Source organism: Petrotoga sp. SL27 (assembly GCF_002924605.1).
GTDB classification, from domain to species: Bacteria; Thermotogota; Thermotogae; order Petrotogales; family Petrotogaceae; genus Petrotoga; species Petrotoga sibirica.
Map to the genome: position 1 here is coordinate 17322 of NZ_JAIP01000004.1, position 20019 is coordinate 37340.

22 protein-coding genes and 1 pseudogene are annotated in these 20019 nt (G+C 34.4%); 19 read left to right on the top strand and 4 right to left on the bottom strand.

Annotation, left to right across the window (positions count from 1 at the left end):
* A complete protein-coding gene (locus AD60_RS01460) occupies nucleotides 1-705 on the bottom strand; it encodes a YjjG family noncanonical pyrimidine nucleotidase (protein ID WP_103876150.1) in 705 nt (234 codons plus the stop codon).
* A gap of 376 nt (nucleotides 706-1081) precedes the next feature.
* Between AD60_RS01460 and AD60_RS10290 the strand changes: the two genes are divergently transcribed.
* The 5 genes and pseudogenes from AD60_RS10290 to AD60_RS01480 all read left to right on the top strand — a co-directional run bounded on the left by AD60_RS10290 (nucleotide 1082) and on the right by AD60_RS01480 (nucleotide 4668).
* Nucleotides 1082-1291, top strand: a complete 210-nt coding sequence (locus tag AD60_RS10290; protein ID WP_199177809.1) for a hypothetical protein — start codon at nucleotides 1082-1084, stop codon at nucleotides 1289-1291.
* Entirely contained in the window at nucleotides 1288-1620 is a 333-nt protein-coding gene (locus tag AD60_RS10645; RefSeq protein ID WP_370445627.1) for a YeeE/YedE thiosulfate transporter family protein, read from the top strand. The genes AD60_RS10290 and AD60_RS10645 overlap by 4 nt, the downstream gene beginning before the upstream one ends.
* Nucleotides 1550-3244: pseudogene (locus AD60_RS10650) on the top strand (FAD-dependent oxidoreductase). The gene AD60_RS10645 and the pseudogene AD60_RS10650 overlap by 71 nt, the downstream one beginning before the upstream one ends.
* A gap of 478 nt (nucleotides 3245-3722) precedes the next feature.
* Entirely contained in the window at nucleotides 3723-3977 is a 255-nt protein-coding gene (locus AD60_RS10315) for an ABC transporter permease (RefSeq protein ID WP_255396811.1), read from the top strand.
* Nucleotides 3978-4002: 25 nt separating this feature from the next.
* Entirely contained in the window at nucleotides 4003-4668 is a 666-nt protein-coding gene (locus tag AD60_RS01480; protein ID WP_304465920.1) for an ABC transporter ATP-binding protein, read from the top strand.
* Nucleotides 4669-4673: 5 nt separating this feature from the next.
* Here the strand turns inward: AD60_RS01480 and AD60_RS01485 are convergent, their stop codons facing one another.
* From AD60_RS01485 to AD60_RS01495, 3 genes are read right to left on the bottom strand one after another with little or no spacing between them, the layout of a single operon-like run.
* Nucleotides 4674-5030, bottom strand: a complete 357-nt coding sequence (locus AD60_RS01485; RefSeq protein ID WP_103876152.1) for a chorismate mutase — start codon at nucleotides 5028-5030, stop codon at nucleotides 4674-4676.
* Nucleotides 5031-5072: 42 nt separating this feature from the next.
* Nucleotides 5073-7169 (bottom strand): translation initiation factor IF-2, encoded by a 2097-nt coding sequence (gene infB, locus AD60_RS01490; RefSeq protein WP_103876153.1) that lies wholly within the window; start codon nucleotides 7167-7169, stop codon nucleotides 5073-5075.
* Nucleotides 7170-7185: 16 nt separating this feature from the next.
* Nucleotides 7186-7512, bottom strand: a complete 327-nt coding sequence (locus tag AD60_RS01495) for a ribosomal L7Ae/L30e/S12e/Gadd45 family protein (RefSeq protein WP_103876154.1) — start codon at nucleotides 7510-7512, stop codon at nucleotides 7186-7188.
* Between the two features lie 350 nt (nucleotides 7513-7862).
* Between AD60_RS01495 and AD60_RS01500 the strand changes: the two genes are divergently transcribed.
* The 14 genes from AD60_RS01500 to AD60_RS01565 all read left to right on the top strand — a co-directional run bounded on the left by AD60_RS01500 (nucleotide 7863) and on the right by AD60_RS01565 (nucleotide 20019).
* Nucleotides 7863-9011, top strand: coding sequence for an alanine--glyoxylate aminotransferase family protein (locus tag AD60_RS01500; RefSeq protein WP_103876155.1), 1149 nt, complete (start codon nucleotides 7863-7865; stop codon nucleotides 9009-9011).
* 5 nt (nucleotides 9012-9016) lie between these two features.
* On the top strand, nucleotides 9017-9949 hold the full coding sequence (locus AD60_RS01505; protein ID WP_103876156.1) for a D-2-hydroxyacid dehydrogenase: 933 nt from the start codon (nucleotides 9017-9019) through the stop codon (nucleotides 9947-9949).
* Nucleotides 9950-10081: 132 nt separating this feature from the next.
* A complete protein-coding gene (locus AD60_RS01510; RefSeq protein WP_012208110.1) occupies nucleotides 10082-10264 on the top strand; it encodes a ferredoxin in 183 nt (60 codons plus the stop codon).
* Between the two features lie 175 nt (nucleotides 10265-10439).
* On the top strand, nucleotides 10440-11261 hold the full coding sequence (gene minD, locus AD60_RS01515) for a septum site-determining protein MinD (RefSeq protein WP_103876157.1): 822 nt from the start codon (nucleotides 10440-10442) through the stop codon (nucleotides 11259-11261).
* 6 nt (nucleotides 11262-11267) lie between these two features.
* Nucleotides 11268-11534, top strand: coding sequence for a hypothetical protein (locus AD60_RS01520; protein ID WP_103876158.1), 267 nt, complete (start codon nucleotides 11268-11270; stop codon nucleotides 11532-11534).
* 22 nt (nucleotides 11535-11556) lie between these two features.
* Nucleotides 11557-11955 carry a secondary thiamine-phosphate synthase enzyme YjbQ gene (locus AD60_RS01525; protein WP_103876159.1) on the top strand — a complete coding sequence of 133 codons (399 nt, stop codon included), beginning with the start codon at nucleotides 11557-11559 and terminating at the stop codon, nucleotides 11953-11955.
* Between the two features lie 335 nt (nucleotides 11956-12290).
* Nucleotides 12291-13421 carry an ABC transporter substrate-binding protein gene (locus AD60_RS01530; protein ID WP_103876160.1) on the top strand — a complete coding sequence of 377 codons (1131 nt, stop codon included), beginning with the start codon at nucleotides 12291-12293 and terminating at the stop codon, nucleotides 13419-13421.
* Nucleotides 13422-13495: 74 nt separating this feature from the next.
* Nucleotides 13496-14410 carry a branched-chain amino acid ABC transporter permease gene (locus AD60_RS01535; protein ID WP_103876161.1) on the top strand — a complete coding sequence of 305 codons (915 nt, stop codon included), beginning with the start codon at nucleotides 13496-13498 and terminating at the stop codon, nucleotides 14408-14410.
* 2 nt (nucleotides 14411-14412) lie between these two features.
* The gene (locus tag AD60_RS01540; protein ID WP_103876162.1) at nucleotides 14413-15486 is read left to right on the top strand and encodes a branched-chain amino acid ABC transporter permease; all 1074 of its coding nucleotides are present in this window, start codon (nucleotides 14413-14415) and stop codon (nucleotides 15484-15486) included.
* A 30-nt stretch (nucleotides 15487-15516) separates the two neighbouring features.
* Nucleotides 15517-16314, top strand: a complete 798-nt coding sequence (locus AD60_RS01545) for an ABC transporter ATP-binding protein (protein WP_103876163.1) — start codon at nucleotides 15517-15519, stop codon at nucleotides 16312-16314.
* Nucleotides 16311-17045 (top strand): ABC transporter ATP-binding protein, encoded by a 735-nt coding sequence (locus AD60_RS01550; protein WP_103876164.1) that lies wholly within the window; start codon nucleotides 16311-16313, stop codon nucleotides 17043-17045. Before AD60_RS01545 ends, AD60_RS01550 begins: the two co-directional genes overlap by 4 nt.
* Before the next feature lie 125 nt (nucleotides 17046-17170).
* Nucleotides 17171-17806, top strand: a complete 636-nt coding sequence (locus AD60_RS01555; RefSeq protein WP_103876165.1) for a hypothetical protein — start codon at nucleotides 17171-17173, stop codon at nucleotides 17804-17806.
* Between the two features lie 280 nt (nucleotides 17807-18086).
* Nucleotides 18087-18395, top strand: coding sequence for a (2Fe-2S)-binding protein (locus AD60_RS01560; RefSeq protein WP_103876166.1), 309 nt, complete (start codon nucleotides 18087-18089; stop codon nucleotides 18393-18395).
* A complete protein-coding gene (locus tag AD60_RS01565) occupies nucleotides 18388-20019 on the top strand; it encodes an FAD-dependent oxidoreductase (protein ID WP_199177814.1) in 1632 nt (543 codons plus the stop codon). Before AD60_RS01560 ends, AD60_RS01565 begins: the two co-directional genes overlap by 8 nt.

The window sequence follows — 20019 nt, forward strand, 5'->3', positions numbered from 1 at the left end:
TTAAAGTATATTTTTTAGTTCTATAAGCTTGGATATACTGAGGACATCCTTCTCTTGGATTTGAAGAGACTCCTCATGATTTTTAAACCAAATGGCATCAATTCCACATTTTATTGCTGGTAAGATGTCATTTTCAAGATCATCACCAATGTAGACGATTTCATCTTTAGATTTTTTCGACATTAAAATTGCATAATTAAAAATCTTTTCATCAGGTTTAGGAAAACCGACATCTTCAGAACTAACTAAAATACTAAAATAATCAGATATTCCGGAACTTTTCATTTTATCAATTTGAGTTTTTCTAAAGCCATTTGTCAAAATTCCTAATTCATACTTATCTTTCAAATATTCCAAAGTTTCCAATGCACCATCAACGAGAAGTTTTTGCTTCGATAAGATTTCTAGGTATGTACTATTCATCTCTTCTATCAAATCCTCTCTATGCTTTATTTTTAAAGCATTTAAAGTAATTTCAAAACGAAGAAGTTTTAATTCTTGCTGACCTAATTCTTTTTTCCTATACATTTCCCATAGTTGTTTATTTATTTTTTTGTAAGATTCCACAAACTTATCCAAAGATGTTCCTCGAAAAACGACACCGTACTTTTGATAGATCCACTTCAATGCTTCTTGTGAATTACTTTCAAAATCCCATAGGGTGTGATCTAAATCAAAGTAGATCATCTTTACTTGGTCTTTCAAATATTTCACCTCTATTCTTCAACTAGATAAAATTGCTGAAAAAAATCTCTTTTTTAATTATAACATTAAACCTTTTTTATTCAAAACTTATGAAATAACCTTTATTTAAACTTTCTTTATTAAAAAGATGATAAAGTTAATTCTATTTTTACTTTTTTGTTAGTAAAATGTTGGATTTCAATTAGTGATAGAAATAACAAATATAATATTTAATTTTTCCCATATTTAAAAGTCTTATTTGATCTTTTAGTTTATTTTGTGAACTCTTACAAAAAAGGGGGTGAAGTTTAAATATTTAACTTAGGTTCTAGCAAAATTATTCTTTTAGAAATTCAAGCTTTTGTTTTAAAAATGCCTTTAGACGGGAGGAAAAAGTATGACTAAAACAGTAGAAAAGGTTCTTGGTTTGTTAAGTTTTGCACTAATTCTCATCCTAGGAAACACACTTTTAGCCACAGATATGCTTTTTTTTAGACTTTTGATAAGAGTAGGTTTTGGATACACTTTAGCTAGAGGTTACACCGGATTGCAGGAAGTGTCAATAGAGCCTATAGAACTGGATCAACTCAACTCATGCGTGCTATGATTTTCATGTTTTTCATAACCTCCTTGATGATCATGGGATTTTTGTTTAATTCAGATCCAACTAATTACGGCCTTTGGATAAAACCAATTAATTTTGGTTTACTGCGGGGAGCCTTTCTTTTTGGTTTTGGTATGTCCCTGTCCGTTTGTTGTGCTACAGGTGTACTTACCGACTTAACTATGGGATTTACAAGAGCTTTGATAACGTTGATATTTTTTGGAATAGGTGTTTTTCTTGGATTTCCTATTCAAAGAACGGCTGGATGGGTTACTAATTCTTGGAAGAGTTGCAGGAGGTGCCTCTGTAGCAGCAAGAGCAAGAAGGCTTGATGAATCTGCAGAAATAATAATGTTTTGAAAGGGGACCTCATGTTTCTTTCTCCCATTGCGCCTTACCATTTCAATTAAGTGGTATGGTAGAAAATAGTGATGATTTGGTTTTGACGACACCAGAGCAATTTAAAAAACAGTATAATATTGAAGCAAGGGTTAACAGTGAAGTTATTAAAATTATAAGGGATCAAAAGAAAGTCATTGTTAGAAATACGCAAACGGGAGAAGAATACGAAGAACATTATGACAAATTGGTTCTTTCTCCAGGCGCCAAACCTGTTTTTCCAAAAAGTATTGAAGGAATAGACAGAGCAAATGTATTTACAGCCAGAAACGTGGTAGATATAGTTAAAATTAAAGACTACATAGAAAAAAATAATATAAAAGATGTCGCAGTAGTTGGAGGAGGTTATATTGGAATCGAAGTTGCAGAAAACTTTAAATTAGCGGGTTACAATGTTAATTTGATAGAAGCTTTAGACCAAGTGATGCAACCTTTTGACTACGATAGGGTTCAGATCTTACATAAAGAGTTATACGATAACGGTGTAAACCCTATTTTAAGTGATTCTGTAACTAAAATCTTTGATGATTATGTAGAATTAAAATCTGGTAAAAAAGTAAATGTTAGAACTGTTATAATGGCTGTAGGAGTATTCCCTGAAACATCTTTAGCAAAATAGGCCGGTTTGGAAATAGGTGAAACAGGTGGAATTAAAGTTGATCATAACTACAAAACAAGCGATGATGATATTTATGCTGTCGGAGATGCCATAGAAACTTATTGTGCTTTATCGTGTAAACCCTTAAGATTACCTCTTGCTGGTCCTGCCCAAAGGCAAGCAAGGGCTGCAGCGGATCACATTTATAATATACCTCATATAAATAAAGGTGTGATTGGATTATCGACCGTGAAAGTTTTTAATTTAAATGCGGCTGCCACAGGGCTCAATGAAAAAAAGCTAAAGCCAATGGTATTCCTTACGACTTTGTTTATATCATTCCTCAGGATAAAGTTGGCTTGATGTCGAATAGTTATCAGCTACATTTAAAGTTGATATACGAACTTCCTACGGGAAGAATACTGGGAGCACAAGCAATTATCAAAGGTGATGCTGTTAAACGAATCGATATAATAGCCACACTAATTCGTATGAATGGGACATTAGAAGACTTAAAAGAATTAGAAATATGTTATGCACCTCTGTTTTCCACTCCAAAAGATCCAGTTAATCATGCTGCACTAGTTGGTTTAAATCTATTACATGGTAGATTCAGACAAGTCCCTGTGACTAAAGTTAGAGAACTTGTGGAAAATGGTGCTTTCATCATCGATTGTCGCGAAAAAGATGAATACGAAAAAGGGCATCACAAAACCCCTGTTAATATACCGTTGAGTGAACTCAGAGATAGACTAAATGAAATACCTAAAGATCCCCCAGTTTATGTTCATTGCCGTTCTTCTCAAAGAAGTGATAATGCGGTTATGGCCCTTCAAGGAAGAGGTTTCAATAATGTCTTTAATATTTTTGGTTCATTCTTGGGTATATGTTATTATGAATATTATTTAGACCAAATAACTGGTAGAGAAAAGATAGTTACCGCTTATAACTTTGATTGATTTATGTTTAGATCAAAAGTATGATATATTTTATAGGCCATCAAGATAATTGATGACCCTTTATCTAAAACCTCTCTAAAGAGAAGGAATTGTTTGTATGAACAATAATGAATCAAACAAAAAAAACAATCACATTTTATTAACAGTATTTACGTGGTTAACGATATTTTTAATCTGGTATATTGTTACATAACTAGAAATATTCATTCCAACTTTGCTACCCTCATCTCAAAGAGTCTGGTCAGCATTTTTAACTTTGATTAGAGATGGATGCAACAATATTCCATTATGGGTGCATATAGGAACAAGTTTCAAAAGAATGTTCCTTTAAGTGGTTATTTTAAAAAAGTGGAAGCAATCATAGATTCTATCGTGCAATTTTATAGGCCCTTACCACCTTTAGCTTATTATACGATTCTTATTTTATGGTTTGGTATAGGAGATTTATCAAAAGAAGTTTTGCTTTTTTTAGCCGCCTTTGCTCCTATATATAGCGTGTGTTTCCGCTGTGAGAGGAATAAACCAAGATTATATATTGAGTGCAAGATCCTTGGGAGCAAATCAAATGAATGTGTTTTTTAAAATTGTGTTACCTGCATGTCTACCAGAAATATTTACTGGGATTAGAACTTCTTTTGGTGTTGCATACACAACTCTTGTTTCTTCTGAAATGGTTGCAGCTACATCGGGTATCGGCTGGATGGTAATTGAGACATTAAAAGAGTTAATTTAGAATTAAAAAAGGTGAGTTTCTTTGTATTTTAGGGCCTTCCGGTTGCGGAAAAAGTACTTTGCTAAGAGTGATAGCAGGTTTCATCCCATTAACTTCTGGAAAATGTTTGATGCATGAAAACCCTATAGAATGGCCAGACTGGCATAGAGGAGTTGTATTTCAGGCCCCCACACTCTATCCATGGTTGACTGTTAAAGGAAATATAGAATTTGGGCCAAAAAGTAGGGGAGTTCCAAAAGATAAAATTGAAGAAATTTCTAAATTCTTTATTCAAGAAGTTGATCTCACGGGTTTTGAAGAAAAATATCCTTTTGAGCTTTCAGGAGGAATGAAGCAGAGAGTAGCTCTTGCAAGGGTGTTAGCAAATTATCCTGAAGTTATCTTAATGGATGAACCTTTTGGATCCTTAGACGCATTTACTAGGAGCAATATGCAAAATTTGATTAGAAATATTTGGAAAGAAAATAATTGCAGTATATTTTTTATAACCCATGATGTAGACGAAGCTTTGATGTTAGGGACAAAAGTTTTGGTAATGTCTCCTAGACCTGGGAAAATAATAAAAGAATTCACCTTAGATTTTACTAAAAAGTTGCTAACTCAAAAAGCAAAATATATACTTCATTCAGACGAATATTTTAATACAAAAAGCGAAATTTTAGATTTAATAAATTCTCAAAGTGAAATATAAAAAGATTATTCTTTTTTTGTTCTTAAGTTCTTCGCCTCGTGTAAGTATACAAAATTGTGGGTGCTGCTTTCACAAATAATCAGCGCCCTAATTATTTTTTCTCGAGAATCATTAAAGGAAGCTTCTTCTAAACTCATAAAAGGAACGTTATTCAGATCTAATTTCTCGCGTAGGATGGTAGCAGGATTGAGACTTTTAATGTCAGGTGTAACAGAAAAAATAACCGATATTATACGTGATATATCGTTTTTATCCATTATTTCGTTCCATAGTTCTAAAACTTTTTCTGTTAATTCCATCGGATGATCTTCTGTTAAAGAAGTTGCTCCCCTAATTCCTACGATCTTATATTCAAAACTCATATTATCATATCCCCTATTTACTCTCATCAAAACACTAAATAATTATTTAGTTTTTTGTTCCAAACCCAATTCTCGTTTAACAAAAACATGTTTATAAAACTCTAATTCATCACCCTTAGAAAAATCTTCGAAATTCTCAAATTGAATTCCACACTCTTTAGGTGCTTCGATTGATTTAACTTCATCCTTATAATGTTTCAAACTCTTAATTTTTACATCGGCAACTAAACCACCATTCCTATAGATTCTAACTCCGCCATCCCTTTGAACGTAACCTTCATTTACTTGAACACCAGCAATTTTTCCTACACCTTTTATCTTGAACTCTTCTTTAATTACACCATTTCCCGTGAGCTCTTCCTTTTGAATAGGCTCTAACATACCTTCTAAAGCTTTCTTGATATCATCAATCAAGTCAAATATAATATTATACCTTCTAACTTCTATTCCTTCAGCTTCTGCCATCTTTAATGCCTTTGAATCAGCTTTTACTCTAAAACCCAGAACAATCGCATCTGAAGCGGAAGCTAACATAATATCGCTTGTGCTTACCGGCCCTATCCCAGCATGTATAATTTCAATATTTATCTCTGGATTTTCAAACTTTTGGATGGCATTCCTCAAAGCCTCTATTTCTCCATAAGTACTAGCTTTTAATAAAATATTTAATTTCTTTTTTTCTTCCTCTTCCATTTTTTGCATAATATCTTCAAGCTTCACGTGTCTTTTAGCTGGACCTTTAGTTTTTTCTTCTTCTTTTTCTTTTATTTTTTCTGCAAGTGTTCGGGCCTCTTCTTTTGAATCAACCACGTATAAAATAGAATGTGTGTTCGGAACGTCATTAAACCCTAAAACCTGTACAGGAGTAGAAGGAGCAGCTCCGATTAAACTTTCTCCTTTATCATTTATCAACCTTCTGACTCTACCATAAGTGTAACCTGAAATAAAATCATCTCCAACTTTCAATATTCCATCTTTAACTATAACCGTTCCCAAAGGACCCATAGCTTTATCAACCCGACTTTCTATTATTACTGCTCTGGCCTTCCCTTCGGGAATACATCTTATCTCCTGCATTTCAGCAACTAAGATTATCATTTCCAACAACTCATCGATTCCTTTACCTGTTTTTGCAGAAATAGGAACGGTTATAGTATCTCCACCCCAATCCTCTGGAATAAGATTGAGTTTAGATACCATCTGTTGCTTTGTTAATTCAACATTGGCATTAGGTTTGTCAATTTTATTTATCGCCACTATTATAGGAACGTTGGCACTTTTGGCATGATTATATGCTTCTATTGTTTGAGGCATAACTCCATCATCTGCTGCAATAATAAGAACAACTATATCAGTAACTTGAGCACCTCTTGCTCTCATTTCTGTAAATGCTTCGTGGCCAGGGGTATCGATAAAAGTAATTTTTTGGCTGTTATACTCTATCTGGTAAGCACCTATGGATTGAGTAATACCCCCTTCTTCTTTATCAGCAACATGGGTATTTCTAATTTTATCTAATAGGGTTGTTTTTCCATGATCAACGTGTCCCATAATAGTGACTACAGGTGGACGTAGAGTTAATTTGTCTTTCTCTTTTTTATAAATTTCATTCCACTTTTTGGCAAGGATGCCTTCTATTTCTTTTTCTTCTTCTGTTTCTTCTTTTCCGACTTCAAAATTCAATATAACATTATAATTCATAGCAACTTCTTCTGACATTGTTTTATCTAGTTTCTGACCCGGTCTTAATACTATACCTTTCATAAACATGTCTTTTATAATATCGTTTTGTTCTAATTCAAGATGTTTGGCCAAAATATCAAGAGTTATTTCTTGTGTAGTTATAGTGACCTCTCTTACCGGTTTTTCTTTGACGGCTTCTTCTTCTGATTTTTCCTTTGCTTTTACTTTTTCTGAAGTTTTACTCTTCTCTTTTGACGGTTCTTTTTGATTTTTGACTTCCTTTTTGGCTTGTCTTTCTTCCTCAATAAGATCCTTGATAACCTGCACTGTTTCCTCTTCTATAGTACTCATATGACTTTTGACAGAGATATTTAACTCCTCTTCTAAAAATTCCATTAATTCTTTGGAGCTCATTCCTAACTCCTTCGCAACTTCGTATATTCGGGTCTTCGACACTTATAAACCACCTCCACTATTGAATCGTTTTCAATATTCCTTCGATAATATTTTCATCTGTAATTCCAACGACACTTATATTTTGTTTACCAAGAGTTTTAGCCAAATCCGACTTTGTGTAGTTTAATTCTATATAAGGTACATCGAAAATTTGACAATGTTTGATTACATCTAGTTTCACTCTGGAACCAGTATCCTTTGGAATAAGTATTACTTTCTTTCTTTGAAATGAACGAATATAATTTCTCAATCCTCGCTTACCATAAACAATCTTATTTGCTTTAGCAGCAAAACCCGTATAACTCAAGATCTTTTGTTCCCTTAAGGAATTCTCATTCCCCATGTTGTTTTCAAATCCCCTTTTTTATGAAACCTTCATTCTTTTTTATTATAACATTTTATTGCTTTCATTCAAAATATTTTTTCATTATATTTTAAGAAAATTCCTTAAAAACTCAAAAAAAGATAAAAAACATCCTTATTGATAATTTAAAAAGTATGGTAAAATAATAATAAGAAAATTTTCACAATTCTTAGAGGGGGAAGGGAATCTTCCCTCGCTAATCATCCTGGTACTATTTTAGCATTAGGGCATCTCTTTACAAAAGAAATAATTAAAAAGAGTAAAAAACAAATTTTTAGTACCATTTTTTAAGTTTCATATCCATACATATTATACGAGGAGGGATACACGTGGCAAAGTTGGTAAGAAAGAACTATCTCATGGCTCCAGGGCCAACCCCTGTTCCAATCGACCTTTTATTGGAAGGTGCGAGGGATACCATCCACCATAGGACCCCACAATATTTGGAAATTCAGAGCAAAGCCCTGGAAAATCTCAAATATCTTTTTCAAACAAAAAATAACGTATACACCTTAGCTTCTTCCGGAACAGGAGCGATGGAAGCTGCAGTTGCTAACCTTATTTCACCAGGCGATACAGCTATCGCTGTAAATGGAGGTAAATTTGGAGAAAGATGGTGCGAATTATGTAAAGCTTACGGTGCTAATTTAGTTGAAATCGATGTAGAATGGGGAAAATATGTTCGGGTGGAACAAATAAAAAAAGAACTAGAAAAGCACCCAGAAACAAGAGCTGTTTTCACCACCTTAAGCGAAACCTCTACAGGAGTTGTGAATCCCATCAAAGAAATAGCCGAAATTGTAAAAGGAACCGATGCAGTTTTAGTTGTCGATGCTATTTCTGGAATGCTTGCTGAACCTTTAAAAATGGATGAATGGAACATAGATGTTGTAGTAACTGGGGTTCAAAAAGGATTTATGATGCCTCCAGGAGTAGCAATGATAGCGTTAAGTGAAAAAGCAATGAAGATTGTTGAAAATTCCAACAACCATAGATATTACTTCGACTTAAGAGCATATAAAAAGAGTTTCCCAGATTCTCCTTACACCCCTCCTGTTAACCTTGTTTATCAATTAGCCCAAGCAACCGAGACACTAAAACAAGAAACAATTGAAAATGTTTGGGAAAGACACAGAATTCTAGCTGAAGCAACAAGGGCTGCTATCAACGCCATGAACTTAGAACTTTTTGCAGAAAGACCAGGAAATATTCTTACAGCAATAAAAGTACCACAGAATGTCGACGGAAAAGGTATTGTTAAATTTTTGAGAGATGACTGGGGAGTGACCTTCGCCGGCGGTCAGTCACAACTAAAAGGAAAAATAATAAGAATTGCTCATCTTGGCTACATGTCTAAATTTGATATTATTATTGCTGTAAGCGCCTTGGAAATGGCCTTTAATAAATTTGGCTTTGAGGTTGAATTAGGTAAAGGCGTAAAAGCTGCCGAAGAAGTTTTTATGAAAGAGGGGGTTTGAAAAAGATGAAAATTCATATAAACGACCCTTTGGATGAAAATGCCTTAAAAAAATTACAAAAGGAATTACCTAAAGATGAAATCACTTCAGAACATTTCGAAAAGGATGTTCTCAAAGATAAAATCAAAGAAATTGACGTATTAATAGTAAGAAGCGCAACTAAAGTAACAAAAGAAATATTAGAACATGCTGATAAGTTAAAGATTATAGGAAGAGCTGGCATGGGATTAGATAACATAGATGTTGACACAGCTAAATCGAAAGGTATAACAGTCTTAAATACGCCGGGCCAGAATGCTTTATCTGTTGCAGAATTAGTCATAGGTATGGTTTTAGATATTTACCGACATATTACAAGAGGGACGGTTGGTCTAAAAAATGAACAATGGGAAAAAAAACAACTAAAAGGATTGGAGTTGTCACAAAAAACCGTTGGTATCATTGGCTTTGGTTATGTAGGGAAAAATTTGGCACAATTACTAAAAGGTTTTCAGACCAATACTCTGGTGTATGATGTTTTTGAGATAAGCGCAGAAGAGCAAAAGGATTATAACGTTAGACAGGTATCTTTGGAGGAGTTACTTCAAAATTCTGACATTATTTCTTTACATATTCCAAAAAACGAAAAAACTTATCACTTTATAAGTGAACCCCAAATCAAAATGATGAAAGATGGTGCAGTAATAATTAATGCTGCAAGGGGAGGCGTCCTCGACGAGAATGCTGTGCTGAAATATCTGAAAAATGGTAAGCTCCTTGGAGTGGGATTAGATGTTTTCGAAGAAGAACCTCCAAAAGGTGATCTCTACAAGGAACTTTTTGCTTTACCAAACATTGTCGTAACACCCCATATAGGTGCTTCCACAAAAGAAGCCCAAGAAAGAGTTGGAATAAATATAGTAGACAGAGTGGTAGAAGAAATTAAGAAACTAAACTAACGAAATGTAGTTATATTTTCTTAAATTAATTTTTAAACTTAATTGAGTGGTTTTATGGTATAATCAGAGGGCTTTAATTAGTTTATGTAACAGATAGCAAATACTTTTTAAAAACTATTTGGAGGTGTAGCTATGAAGATAGTTATTGACAAAGAAGCTTGTATAGGAGACGCTATATGTGAAAGTTTATGTCCAGACGTATTCCAAATGGCTGATGATGGAAAAGCTGAAGTTATTGATGAGCAAAGTGACGCACCATGCGTGCAAGATGCCATAGATGCTTGCCCAACTGAAGCCATAAGTATCGAAGAATAATAAGGTAACAAAAAGAGTTTTTAAATTAATCGGGGATTTTTCCCCGATTTTTTATTTTTCATCCAATTTGTAGTATAATCTGTTTAGCCCTTAGAACATCTTAACTTTTCATTGTATAATTATATAAAATTCAATCTTATAATAATGGGCAAAGTTTTCTAGTGGAGGGGTAGAGATGGAAAATGCAAAGGTGTTTGTTATTACCTCCGGAAAAGGAGGAGTTGGTAAAACTACTATCGTAGCTAATTTGGGAGCCACCTTAGCAAAAAAAGGATACAATGTGTGCCTTATAGACGCAGATATTGGATTAAAAAATCTGGATTTGATTTTGGGTTTGGAAAATAGAATAGTTTACACTATAATGGATGTTGTAAGGGGTAACAAAACTGTTATGGAAGCACTCGTAAAACACAAACAATTAAAAAACCTCTCTCTACTGGCTTCTTCTCAAATTGCTAATAAGGACTTAATGTCTCCTCAAGATATGAGCAATATAGTTTCTAAACTCTCTAAACATTTCCATTATATTATTATAGATTCTCCTGCCGGAATAGAAAGAGGGTTCCAAAATGCTGTTTCATCTGCACAACACGCTATAGTTGTTACTACACCAGACTTGACTGCTATAAGCGATGCAGATAGAGTCGTAGGGTTACTTGAAAATCAAGGTTATACAGACGACCACATTTCACTAATTGTAAATCGATTAAAATTGAGACTGGTTAAAAGAAACGAAATGCTTTCTGCTGATGATATTAAAGAAGCGTTAGCACTGAATTTAATTGGAATCATACCTGATAGTGAGGAAATTTTACTTTCTTCCAACGAAGGAGTTCCAATATCAACGAACCAAGAAGCCAAACTCTATTCGGTTTTCAATAATATAAGCGATAGAATTCTAGGAAAAGATGTACCATTAGAAAAAGATTTGATTGATGTTGATCATACCCCTCAAGGATTTATAGAATTTATCAAAAGAATCTTCAGAAGAGGGTGAAGGTGAATGTGGCCTTTCAAAAGTAAAAAGAATAAAAGTAGGGAAACTGCAATAAAAAGAATGACCTCTTTCTTAAGCACCTCCGATCGAAAAAACGGAGCTAAAAATCAAATAAGATTTGAAAACGTCAAACAAGAAGAGTTGGAGTACGTGATAAACTATATAAAAGATTATGCTGTTAAACATATGGCAGTAAAAAAAGAAGATGTCAAAGTACATGTCTCCAAAGAAGGCAACTCTATCACTATTGTCGCTAATATAATTTACCAATAACAAATGAGGAGATGAGAAGATTATGACATACACCTACTCTTTAAAAACACATAATAGAGAAGAAATGATCGAGATAACAAATTATATTCAGGAAAGTGTCGAAAATTCAAAAATAGAAGAGGGAATTTTGATAGTATACGTACCGCATACAACTGCGGCTGTAACAATCAACGAGAACGCAGATCCTTCTGTAAGAAAAGACATAACCTATTTTCTAAGAGATAAAATCCCTAAAAGTAAAGAATATTCTCATCTCGAAGGTAATGCTGACTCGCATATAAAATCAACGCTTATTGGGCAATCTTTGACCTTAATTATTGAAAATGGAAGGCTTTTATTGGGGACATGGCAAGGAATCTATTTCTGCGAGTTTGATGGTCCAAGAAATAGAAATTTTATGGTAAAAATAATCAAAGGTTAAAGGATAAAATTTAATGATTCTATAATCACACTAAAAATTGGCCGAAATATTTCGGTCAATTTTTTTATCTAATTGCCATTTGCTACGCAAATGAGAATTTGGATGTTGTTTCATAAAAGCGTTACGAAAAAACGTTTTGCACAGATCAGCAAAATAGTTGCACTTTAAATTTTTTTGTTGTATAATTAAGAATATTACTTATTGATTTTTTTTCGGTTAGAGAAACAATATAATATTGTGAAATTTACTTCACAGAAAATAAAGATCATGAAAATTTTTTCAACATTTTGTTTAGTAAAATAACTTCAACACATATTATACGAGGAGGGAAAAACATGAGAAAAACTTTTGTTTTAGTGTTTTTGGTAGTCCTTGTGACCTTCACACTCTTTAGTCAAGAAGTTATCAAAATTGGTATGAACTTCGAACTAACCGGTCCTATCTCTGGGTATGGTCAAATGTCAAGAGATGGTGTATTGTTAGCCAACAAGTTGAAACCAACAGTCAACATCGGAGGTAAAGAAATTAAAGTAGAAGTCGTAGCTGTTGACAATAAATCAGACAAAGCAGAATCAGCCAACGCGATAAGAAGACTGATAGATTACGAAAAGGTAATCGCAGTTATTGGACCTGCAACGAGTTCAGCAGCATTAGCTGCAGCTTCAATAGCAGAAGAAAGGCAAATCCCTATGGTGGTTAACACCGCCACTAATCCTTTAGTTGCTCAAAACAAAAAGTATGTCTTCAGAACCTGTTTTGAAGATACTTTACAAGGTTTTCTACTTGCAACATTTGCCTGGGATGAACTTGGAGCTAAAAACGTCGCTATAATGATCGATGTAGCACAAGATTACGTCGTGGGACTTGCCAATTATTTTGAAAAAGCTTTTGAACAGTTTGGGGGAACCTATTTCACAGAATTTTATACAACCGGTGATCAAGATTTTACCGCTCAACTTACCGATGCCCTTTCAAAAAATCCAGATGCTATTTTTATGCCAGGGTACTACGCTGAAATAGCCTTAATCTGTAAACAAGCCAGAGATTTAGGTTTCACAGGTCCTATGTTTGCTGGAGATGGTGCGGACGCTCCAGAACTAATACAAATAGGCGGAGAATATGTAGAAGGAGTATCTTATACAACTTACTTTCACGAGGATGCAGAGTTATCCCCTGCTACTAAACCTTTTGTAGAGGCCTATCAAAAAGAATACCACAGAAGAGCCGACGCATTCGGAGCTTTGGGGTACGATGCTTACATGGTAATAGTTAACGCTATTGAGTCTGCTCAGTCTACAGACCCCATAAAAATTAGAGATGCTATAGCGAAAACTAAAGACTACCCCGGTGTTGCTGGTACAATTACCTATCCCGAAGGTTCAGGAAATCCTATAAAACCTGCGGTAATAAATATGGTTGAAAATGGACAATTTGTTTTCCGTACCGTTATAAAACCCAGGATGTAATATTTAACCATATTATAGCCATCTCATTGTGTGAGATGGCTATACTTTCTTGAATACAGGAAGGAGGATCATAATTGACTATCCAAATGTTCTTTCAACATCTAGCAAATGCCATCTCACTTGGCGGCATATATGCACTTATTGCAATAGGTTATACTATGGTTTATGGGATACTCAATTTAATAAACTTTGCACATGGTGACATTTTTACTTTTAGCATGTATTTTGCTTTTTATGCAGTGACTCTCTTTTTATTTCCTTGGTGGGCATCTTTTATTTTTGCTATTGTTTTAACAACTCTTCTAGGCGCTACAATTGAACGAGTCGCTTACAGACCATTAAGAAAGGCTAATGCCCCCAAGATCTCAGCATTAATCACAGCCATTGGTGTATCATTCTTCTTACAAAACTTCGCAATAGTTGTCTTTGGTGGAAGAGCAAAATCTTTCAATCCACAATTAGGAGTTTACCCAACACAGTTTGCACAAGTATTAAAATTTAGAGATGTAAGGATACCTTTATTAACCTTCATTATTATAGGTGCTTCTATTCTTGCACTCCTTATATTGATTTGGATAGTTTATAGAACAAAAGCTGGTATGGCAATGAGAGCAGTTTCTAAAGATGTTACTGCAGCAAAATTAATGGGCATAAACACTGACAAAACTATTTCTCAAACCTTTATGTTGGGGTCCGCTTTAGCAGCTGTGGGGGGTATTCTTTGGGCTATGAAATACCCTCAAATCTATCCTTATACTGGCATGATACCCGGTTTAAAGGCATTTATAGCTGCTGTTGTTGGAGGAATTGGAAGTATTCCTGGGGCTATGCTTGGAGGTTTTATTTTAGGAGTTGCAGAAATAATGATAGTCGCATTCTTGCCGGCTTTAGCAGGATATAGAGACGCTATTGCATATATTATTTTGATAGTTATTCTTCTAGTGAAACCAAACGGGCTTCTCGGGGTTGAAATCGGGGAGAAGGTGTGAATATGGAAAAAACTCTAACTTTTAAGACCAAATTCTTTTTGACTATTCTTTTTATTTTGGTGATCTTTTTATTACTGTTGACAGCAAATAACAAAGCGAGTGATTATTTAATTTTGATATTGAATTTGATGGCAATTAACATAATATTTGCCGTAAGTTTAACCTTTATTAATGGCATTACAGGCATTTTTTCATTGGGGCATGTTGGATTCATTGCAATTGGGGCATATGTATCTTCCATTTTAACACTTTCTCCTGCTCAAAAAGAGATAAGTTTTTTGATAAAACCCTTAATATACCCTTTAAATGTTATCCAAATCCCTTTCTTACCTGCAATTATAATTGCGGGACTGGTAGCCGCAGCGTTTGGATATTTAGTCGCTGCCCCATCTCTCCGTTTAATAGGAGATTATTTAGCCATCGCAACTCTTGGATTAGGTGAAGTAGTGAGAGTTATCGCAAATAATACATGGGCCGTCACAAATGGGGCTTTGGGTTTAAAAAGCATCCCGCAATATTCTAACCTATGGTGGACTTGGGGATTTGCTTTAATAACGGTTGTCTTCATTTCTAGTTTAGTTAAAAGTAGTTATGGAAGAGCTTTAAAGGCTATCAGAGAAGATCCAGTTGCTGCTAAATCTATGGGAATTAACGTTTTTTCTCATCAAGTAGTTACTTTTGTAATTGGCTCTTTTTTTGCCGGAGTTGGTGGAGCGTTATGGGCACACCTTATTACTACAATCGATCCTAAATCTTTCATGTTTCAAAAAACCTTTGAAATATTGATAATGGTGGTCATCGGTGGACTCGGAAGTATTAGTGGAGCTATAATGGGGGCATCACTTTATACCGTAGGATTAGAGTTCCTTAGAGTTCTAGAAGAACCCATATCCATTGGTTCTATCTACATACCAGGTATCCCCGGAATGAGAATGGTTGTTTTATCTCTCATTCTTATAATTATAATGCTCTTCTGGAGAAGAGGCATAATGGGAAGAAATGAAATAACATGGGATGGCATTTATGAATTGATAACAAAATTAAAAAATAAAATAGTAATGAGAAAGGATGAATGAATTAGAAAAATTTTACCAGGGAGGCTTCCAATGAGTAACCAAAATGATAACGAATATATCTTAGAATTTGAGAATGTAACGAAGAAATTCGGAGGTTTAATAGCTGTCAACAATTTCAATGGCTATCTAAAAAATGGCGAATTACTTGGTCTAATAGGTCCCAATGGAGCAGGGAAAACCACTCTTTTCAACTTGATTACCGGTATATACACTCCTAACATTGGAAAAATTTTATTTAAGAAACAAAAAATAAATTCTAAAAAACCTCATGAAGTCACTCAGTTGGGAATTGCTAGAACTTTCCAAAATATTCGTTTGTTTAAAGAAATGACAGTTCTAGAAAATGTTTTAGTCTCTCAGCATTTGAAATTGAAGAATTGGATTTGGCTTTTTAAAAGTGTTTTAAAAACACCTGACGTTTTAAAAGTAGAAAAAGAAATGCAAAATGAAGCTTGGAACCTTCTGGAAGAGGTCGGTTTGGCTGTTTACGCTAATGACAAGGCAAACTCTCTTCCATATGGATTACAAAGAAAGCTAGAAATCGCAAGAGCACTTGCCACCGGAGCAAAACTACTTCTATTAGACGAACCTGCAGCAGGAATGAATCCTCATGAAACGAGTGAATTAATGGAATTTATAAAACACATACGACAAGAATATAAGTTATCTATTCTCATTATAGAACACGACATGAAAGTTATTATGGGAATTTGTGAGCGTATATATGTATTGGATTATGGGAAAAAAATTGCTGAAGGAAGTCCAGAGGAGATTCAAAAAGATCCTTTGGTAATAAAAGCCTATTTAGGTGAGGAGTTGGCAATATGAACAGCGATAATTCAAACATAATTCTTAAAATATCTGATATGCACATCCACTATGGTGGCATCCATGCAGTAAAAGGAATAGATATAGAAATTAAAAAGAATGAAATCACAACCTTGATTGGATCAAATGGAGCAGGAAAAACCACAACCATGAACGGAATAATGAATGTAGTGAAAAAGACCGGTGGGAAGGTGCTTTTCGATAATACTGATATTACAAGCATAGAAACACATAAGATTGTAGAAAAGGGCGTAGTTCTAGTCCCTGAAGGCAGACGTATATTCCCCAATCTAACGGTTTTAGAAAACCTCCGTTTGGGTTCGTATTCTCGCAAAGACTCTGAAAAGATAAACGAAGATTTCGATTGGGTACTCACACTCTTCCCACGATTAAAGGAGAGGCTTAAGCAACTTGGAGGCACACTATCTGGCGGAGAACAACAAATGTTAGCCGTTGCAAGAGGGCTAATGTCAAGACCAAAGGTTCTGATGCTCGACGAGCCTTCTCTTGGGCTAGCTCCGATACTGGTCAAAGAAGTTTTAGAAACTATTGAAAAAATATGTGAAGAGGGAGTAACCATATTGTTAGTAGAACAAAACGCCGTTGGTGCGCTAAAAATCGCTCATTATGGTTATGTTTTAGAAACCGGCAAAATTGTTCTTGAAGGACCTGCAGAAGATCTCTTGGGAAACGATGAAGTCAGAAAAACTTATCTAGGAGTAACGGTTTAAAACCTTGAATCTACCTCATACTTTCTTAAGCTTCTTCTAAGCTTCCATTAAGTGAATTTTAAGCATAATGTTTTATTATTCTGATGTATCAAAAATAAAAAACATTACTTAGTGGAGGTGTTGGTATGAAAAAAGTTTTTCTGTCTTTCTTTATAGGTATTCTTTTAGTCGGATCGTTGTTTGCACAAGTAGGACCAGCTAATAGGGCTCCAATGTCCCAGATACAAAGTCAAAACCGTGACAACCAGATGCTCCAAGTTCAGGAAAGATTGCAAGAAAGAATATTCTTTCAAAATGTTTCACCAGTAACCGTTACCGGAACTGTAAAAACCTTAGTGGATAACGACGTATTTTTAACCTTGAGTGTTGAGGTAGATTCCGAAATTTACTCAGTAAGAGTACCAAAGAATCTTTTGAATGAAGTAAAAGCAGGTGAAAGTATCGAACTAACAGGATACAAGGTAGTAATAAACGACAACAAAAACTTTGTACCTTTGGAGATCAAATATCAAGATAGGATCGTGAATATGCAGAGATATATGAAAAATGTTCGATCTCAAAATTTTGAAGAAAGATATCAAAGAAGTAATTTCCAACAAAACCAAAATTATCAAAGATATAGAGACTATCAAAATTACCAAGATTTCAAAAGATATCAACTGTACAAGAATTATCAAGACTACCAAGATTTTAAAAGATACCAAAATTACCAAAGATTCAACCAAGAAAGATACCAAGATTGTCCTTATTACAACGACTAATTCAAAGTAAAGACAATGAAAAGAGGCCTAAAGGCCTCTTTTTTTTATATAAAGAAATAAATAACTTTATAATATTTCTCAAAATTGAAAAAAACTTCAATATTCGGCTTTAATCGTCTATAATCGTGAAATTTTTTTCATAATCGCCTATAATCACCTTTTTTTAAAAATGAAAATTATGATTCAATTAATAGTAGAAACATGGTACTTGTGAGGGTGGGTAACGGGTCGAAGGGGAGCTAAAGAAAGGAGCATATAATTTATTTAAGAAGGGGAAAAAATGAGAATACAAAATCATCCCATACTAAGTTTTAATAGAGGAAAACAGATAAAATTCTATTACAACGGCAAAGAATTGATAGGTTACGAAGGAGAAACCATTGCAGCAGCTTTGTATGCAAATGGTATTTTTAAATTTAGTGAAAGTAAGAAATTAAAAAGACCAAGAGGAATTTTTTGCGCTATTGGGCATTGTTCCTCTTGTTTGATGACAGTTGATGGGGTTCCAAACGTAAGAACGTGTATAACTCCTTTAAAAGCTGGAATGAGAGTGGAATCCCAAAATATAGGAGTTGAGGTAAATGAGTAAAATTGAAAACCTTGAATTATTAGTTGTAGGTGGGGGTCCTGCAGGACTTTCAGCTGCACTTGCTGCTGCTAATTACGGAATTAAAGTATCTTTAGCAGAAGAAAGAGAATTTTTAGGTGGACAACTAATAAAACAAACCCATAGATTTTTCGGTTCAGAAAAAGAATACGCAGGCACAAGGGGAATAGATATACTCAGGAAGTTGATCGACGAAGTTAACAAAAATAAAAACATAGAAGTGTTATTGTCTTCGAGGGTCTTGGGGATCTATGAAGATAACGTTGTAACTATATTAAACGATCATAAAATGAAAAAGTATTATCCTCAGAGTATTATTTTTGCAACGGGGGCATCAGAAAAATTTTTAGCTTTTGAAAACAATGACCTTCCTGGCATTTTTGGTGCCGGAGCAGTTCAGACTTTGATGAATGTTTATGGCGTATTACCAGCAACAAATGTCTTAATGATTGGTTCGGGTAATATCGGGTTGATAGTTTCTTACCAATTACTACAAGCTGGTGTAAAAGTAGCTGCAATAGTAGAAGCAGCACCAAAAATAGGTGGATACTCGGTTCATGCATCAAAACTCAGAAGGTTGGGCGTACCTATTTTAACATCTCATACCATAAAAAAAGCTATTGGAAAAGAAAAAGTTGAAGGAGCGGTAATATGTGAACTTGACAGCAATTGGAATGAAGTAAAAGATACCGAACAACTTATCAAATGCGACGCAATCTGTTTATCTGTAGGATTAACCCCGTTGGTTGACCTCTTAAAACAAAGAAAGGTGAAAACCAATTATGTTTCAGAACTGGGAGGCTACGTCCCCTTAAGAGATGAAAATATGGAAACATCAATTAAAAATTTATTTGTTGCAGGGGATGTTTCAGGGATAGAAGAAGCAACAGCAGCCATGATCGAAGGTCAAATAGCTGGTTTATCAGTTGCTAAAAGAATCGGAAAAAACAACAAAAGAGAAATTGAAAAAAGAATAGAAGATGCTAAAAATGAATTAGAATTGCTAAGATCTGGACCTGTAGGCAAGAAAATTAGGAAAGGGTTATTTAAATTAGGTTTGAATCACGGGAAAAATTATAACGAAAATTTTTCAGAAGAAGCACTCGATATCTCTCATTTGATGAAAACTGGAGTACCTTCAGAAGAAAACTTAAAAAACAAGTTACCCTCAGAAGAAAAGGTGTTTGACAAAGGACCTATAGCCATATCAGAGTGCTTTCAAAGATTCCCTTGTGATCCCTGCGTAAAAAGCTGCCCTTTCAACGCTATATCTGAAAATGGTAATATCAACAACATTCCCTACGTTGACTTTGAAAAATGCACCGGATGCGGTATATGTGTTAGCAAATGCCCAGGATTGGCAATGTTTGTAGTTCATAAAAATTTCAGTGAAACAACTTCAGTTGTAATTATGCCTTACGAATTTCTTCCAAGACCCCATAGAGGAGAAATTGTCAAGGTACTTGATAGAGAAGGAAAATATTTATGTGATGGCAAAGTAATAAGAATATTGGATGGAAAATTTCAAGACAAAACAGCCGCAGTAAGTATAGAAATTCCAAAAGAATACTATTTACAAGCCAGGAATTTTAAAGTGGAGGAATGA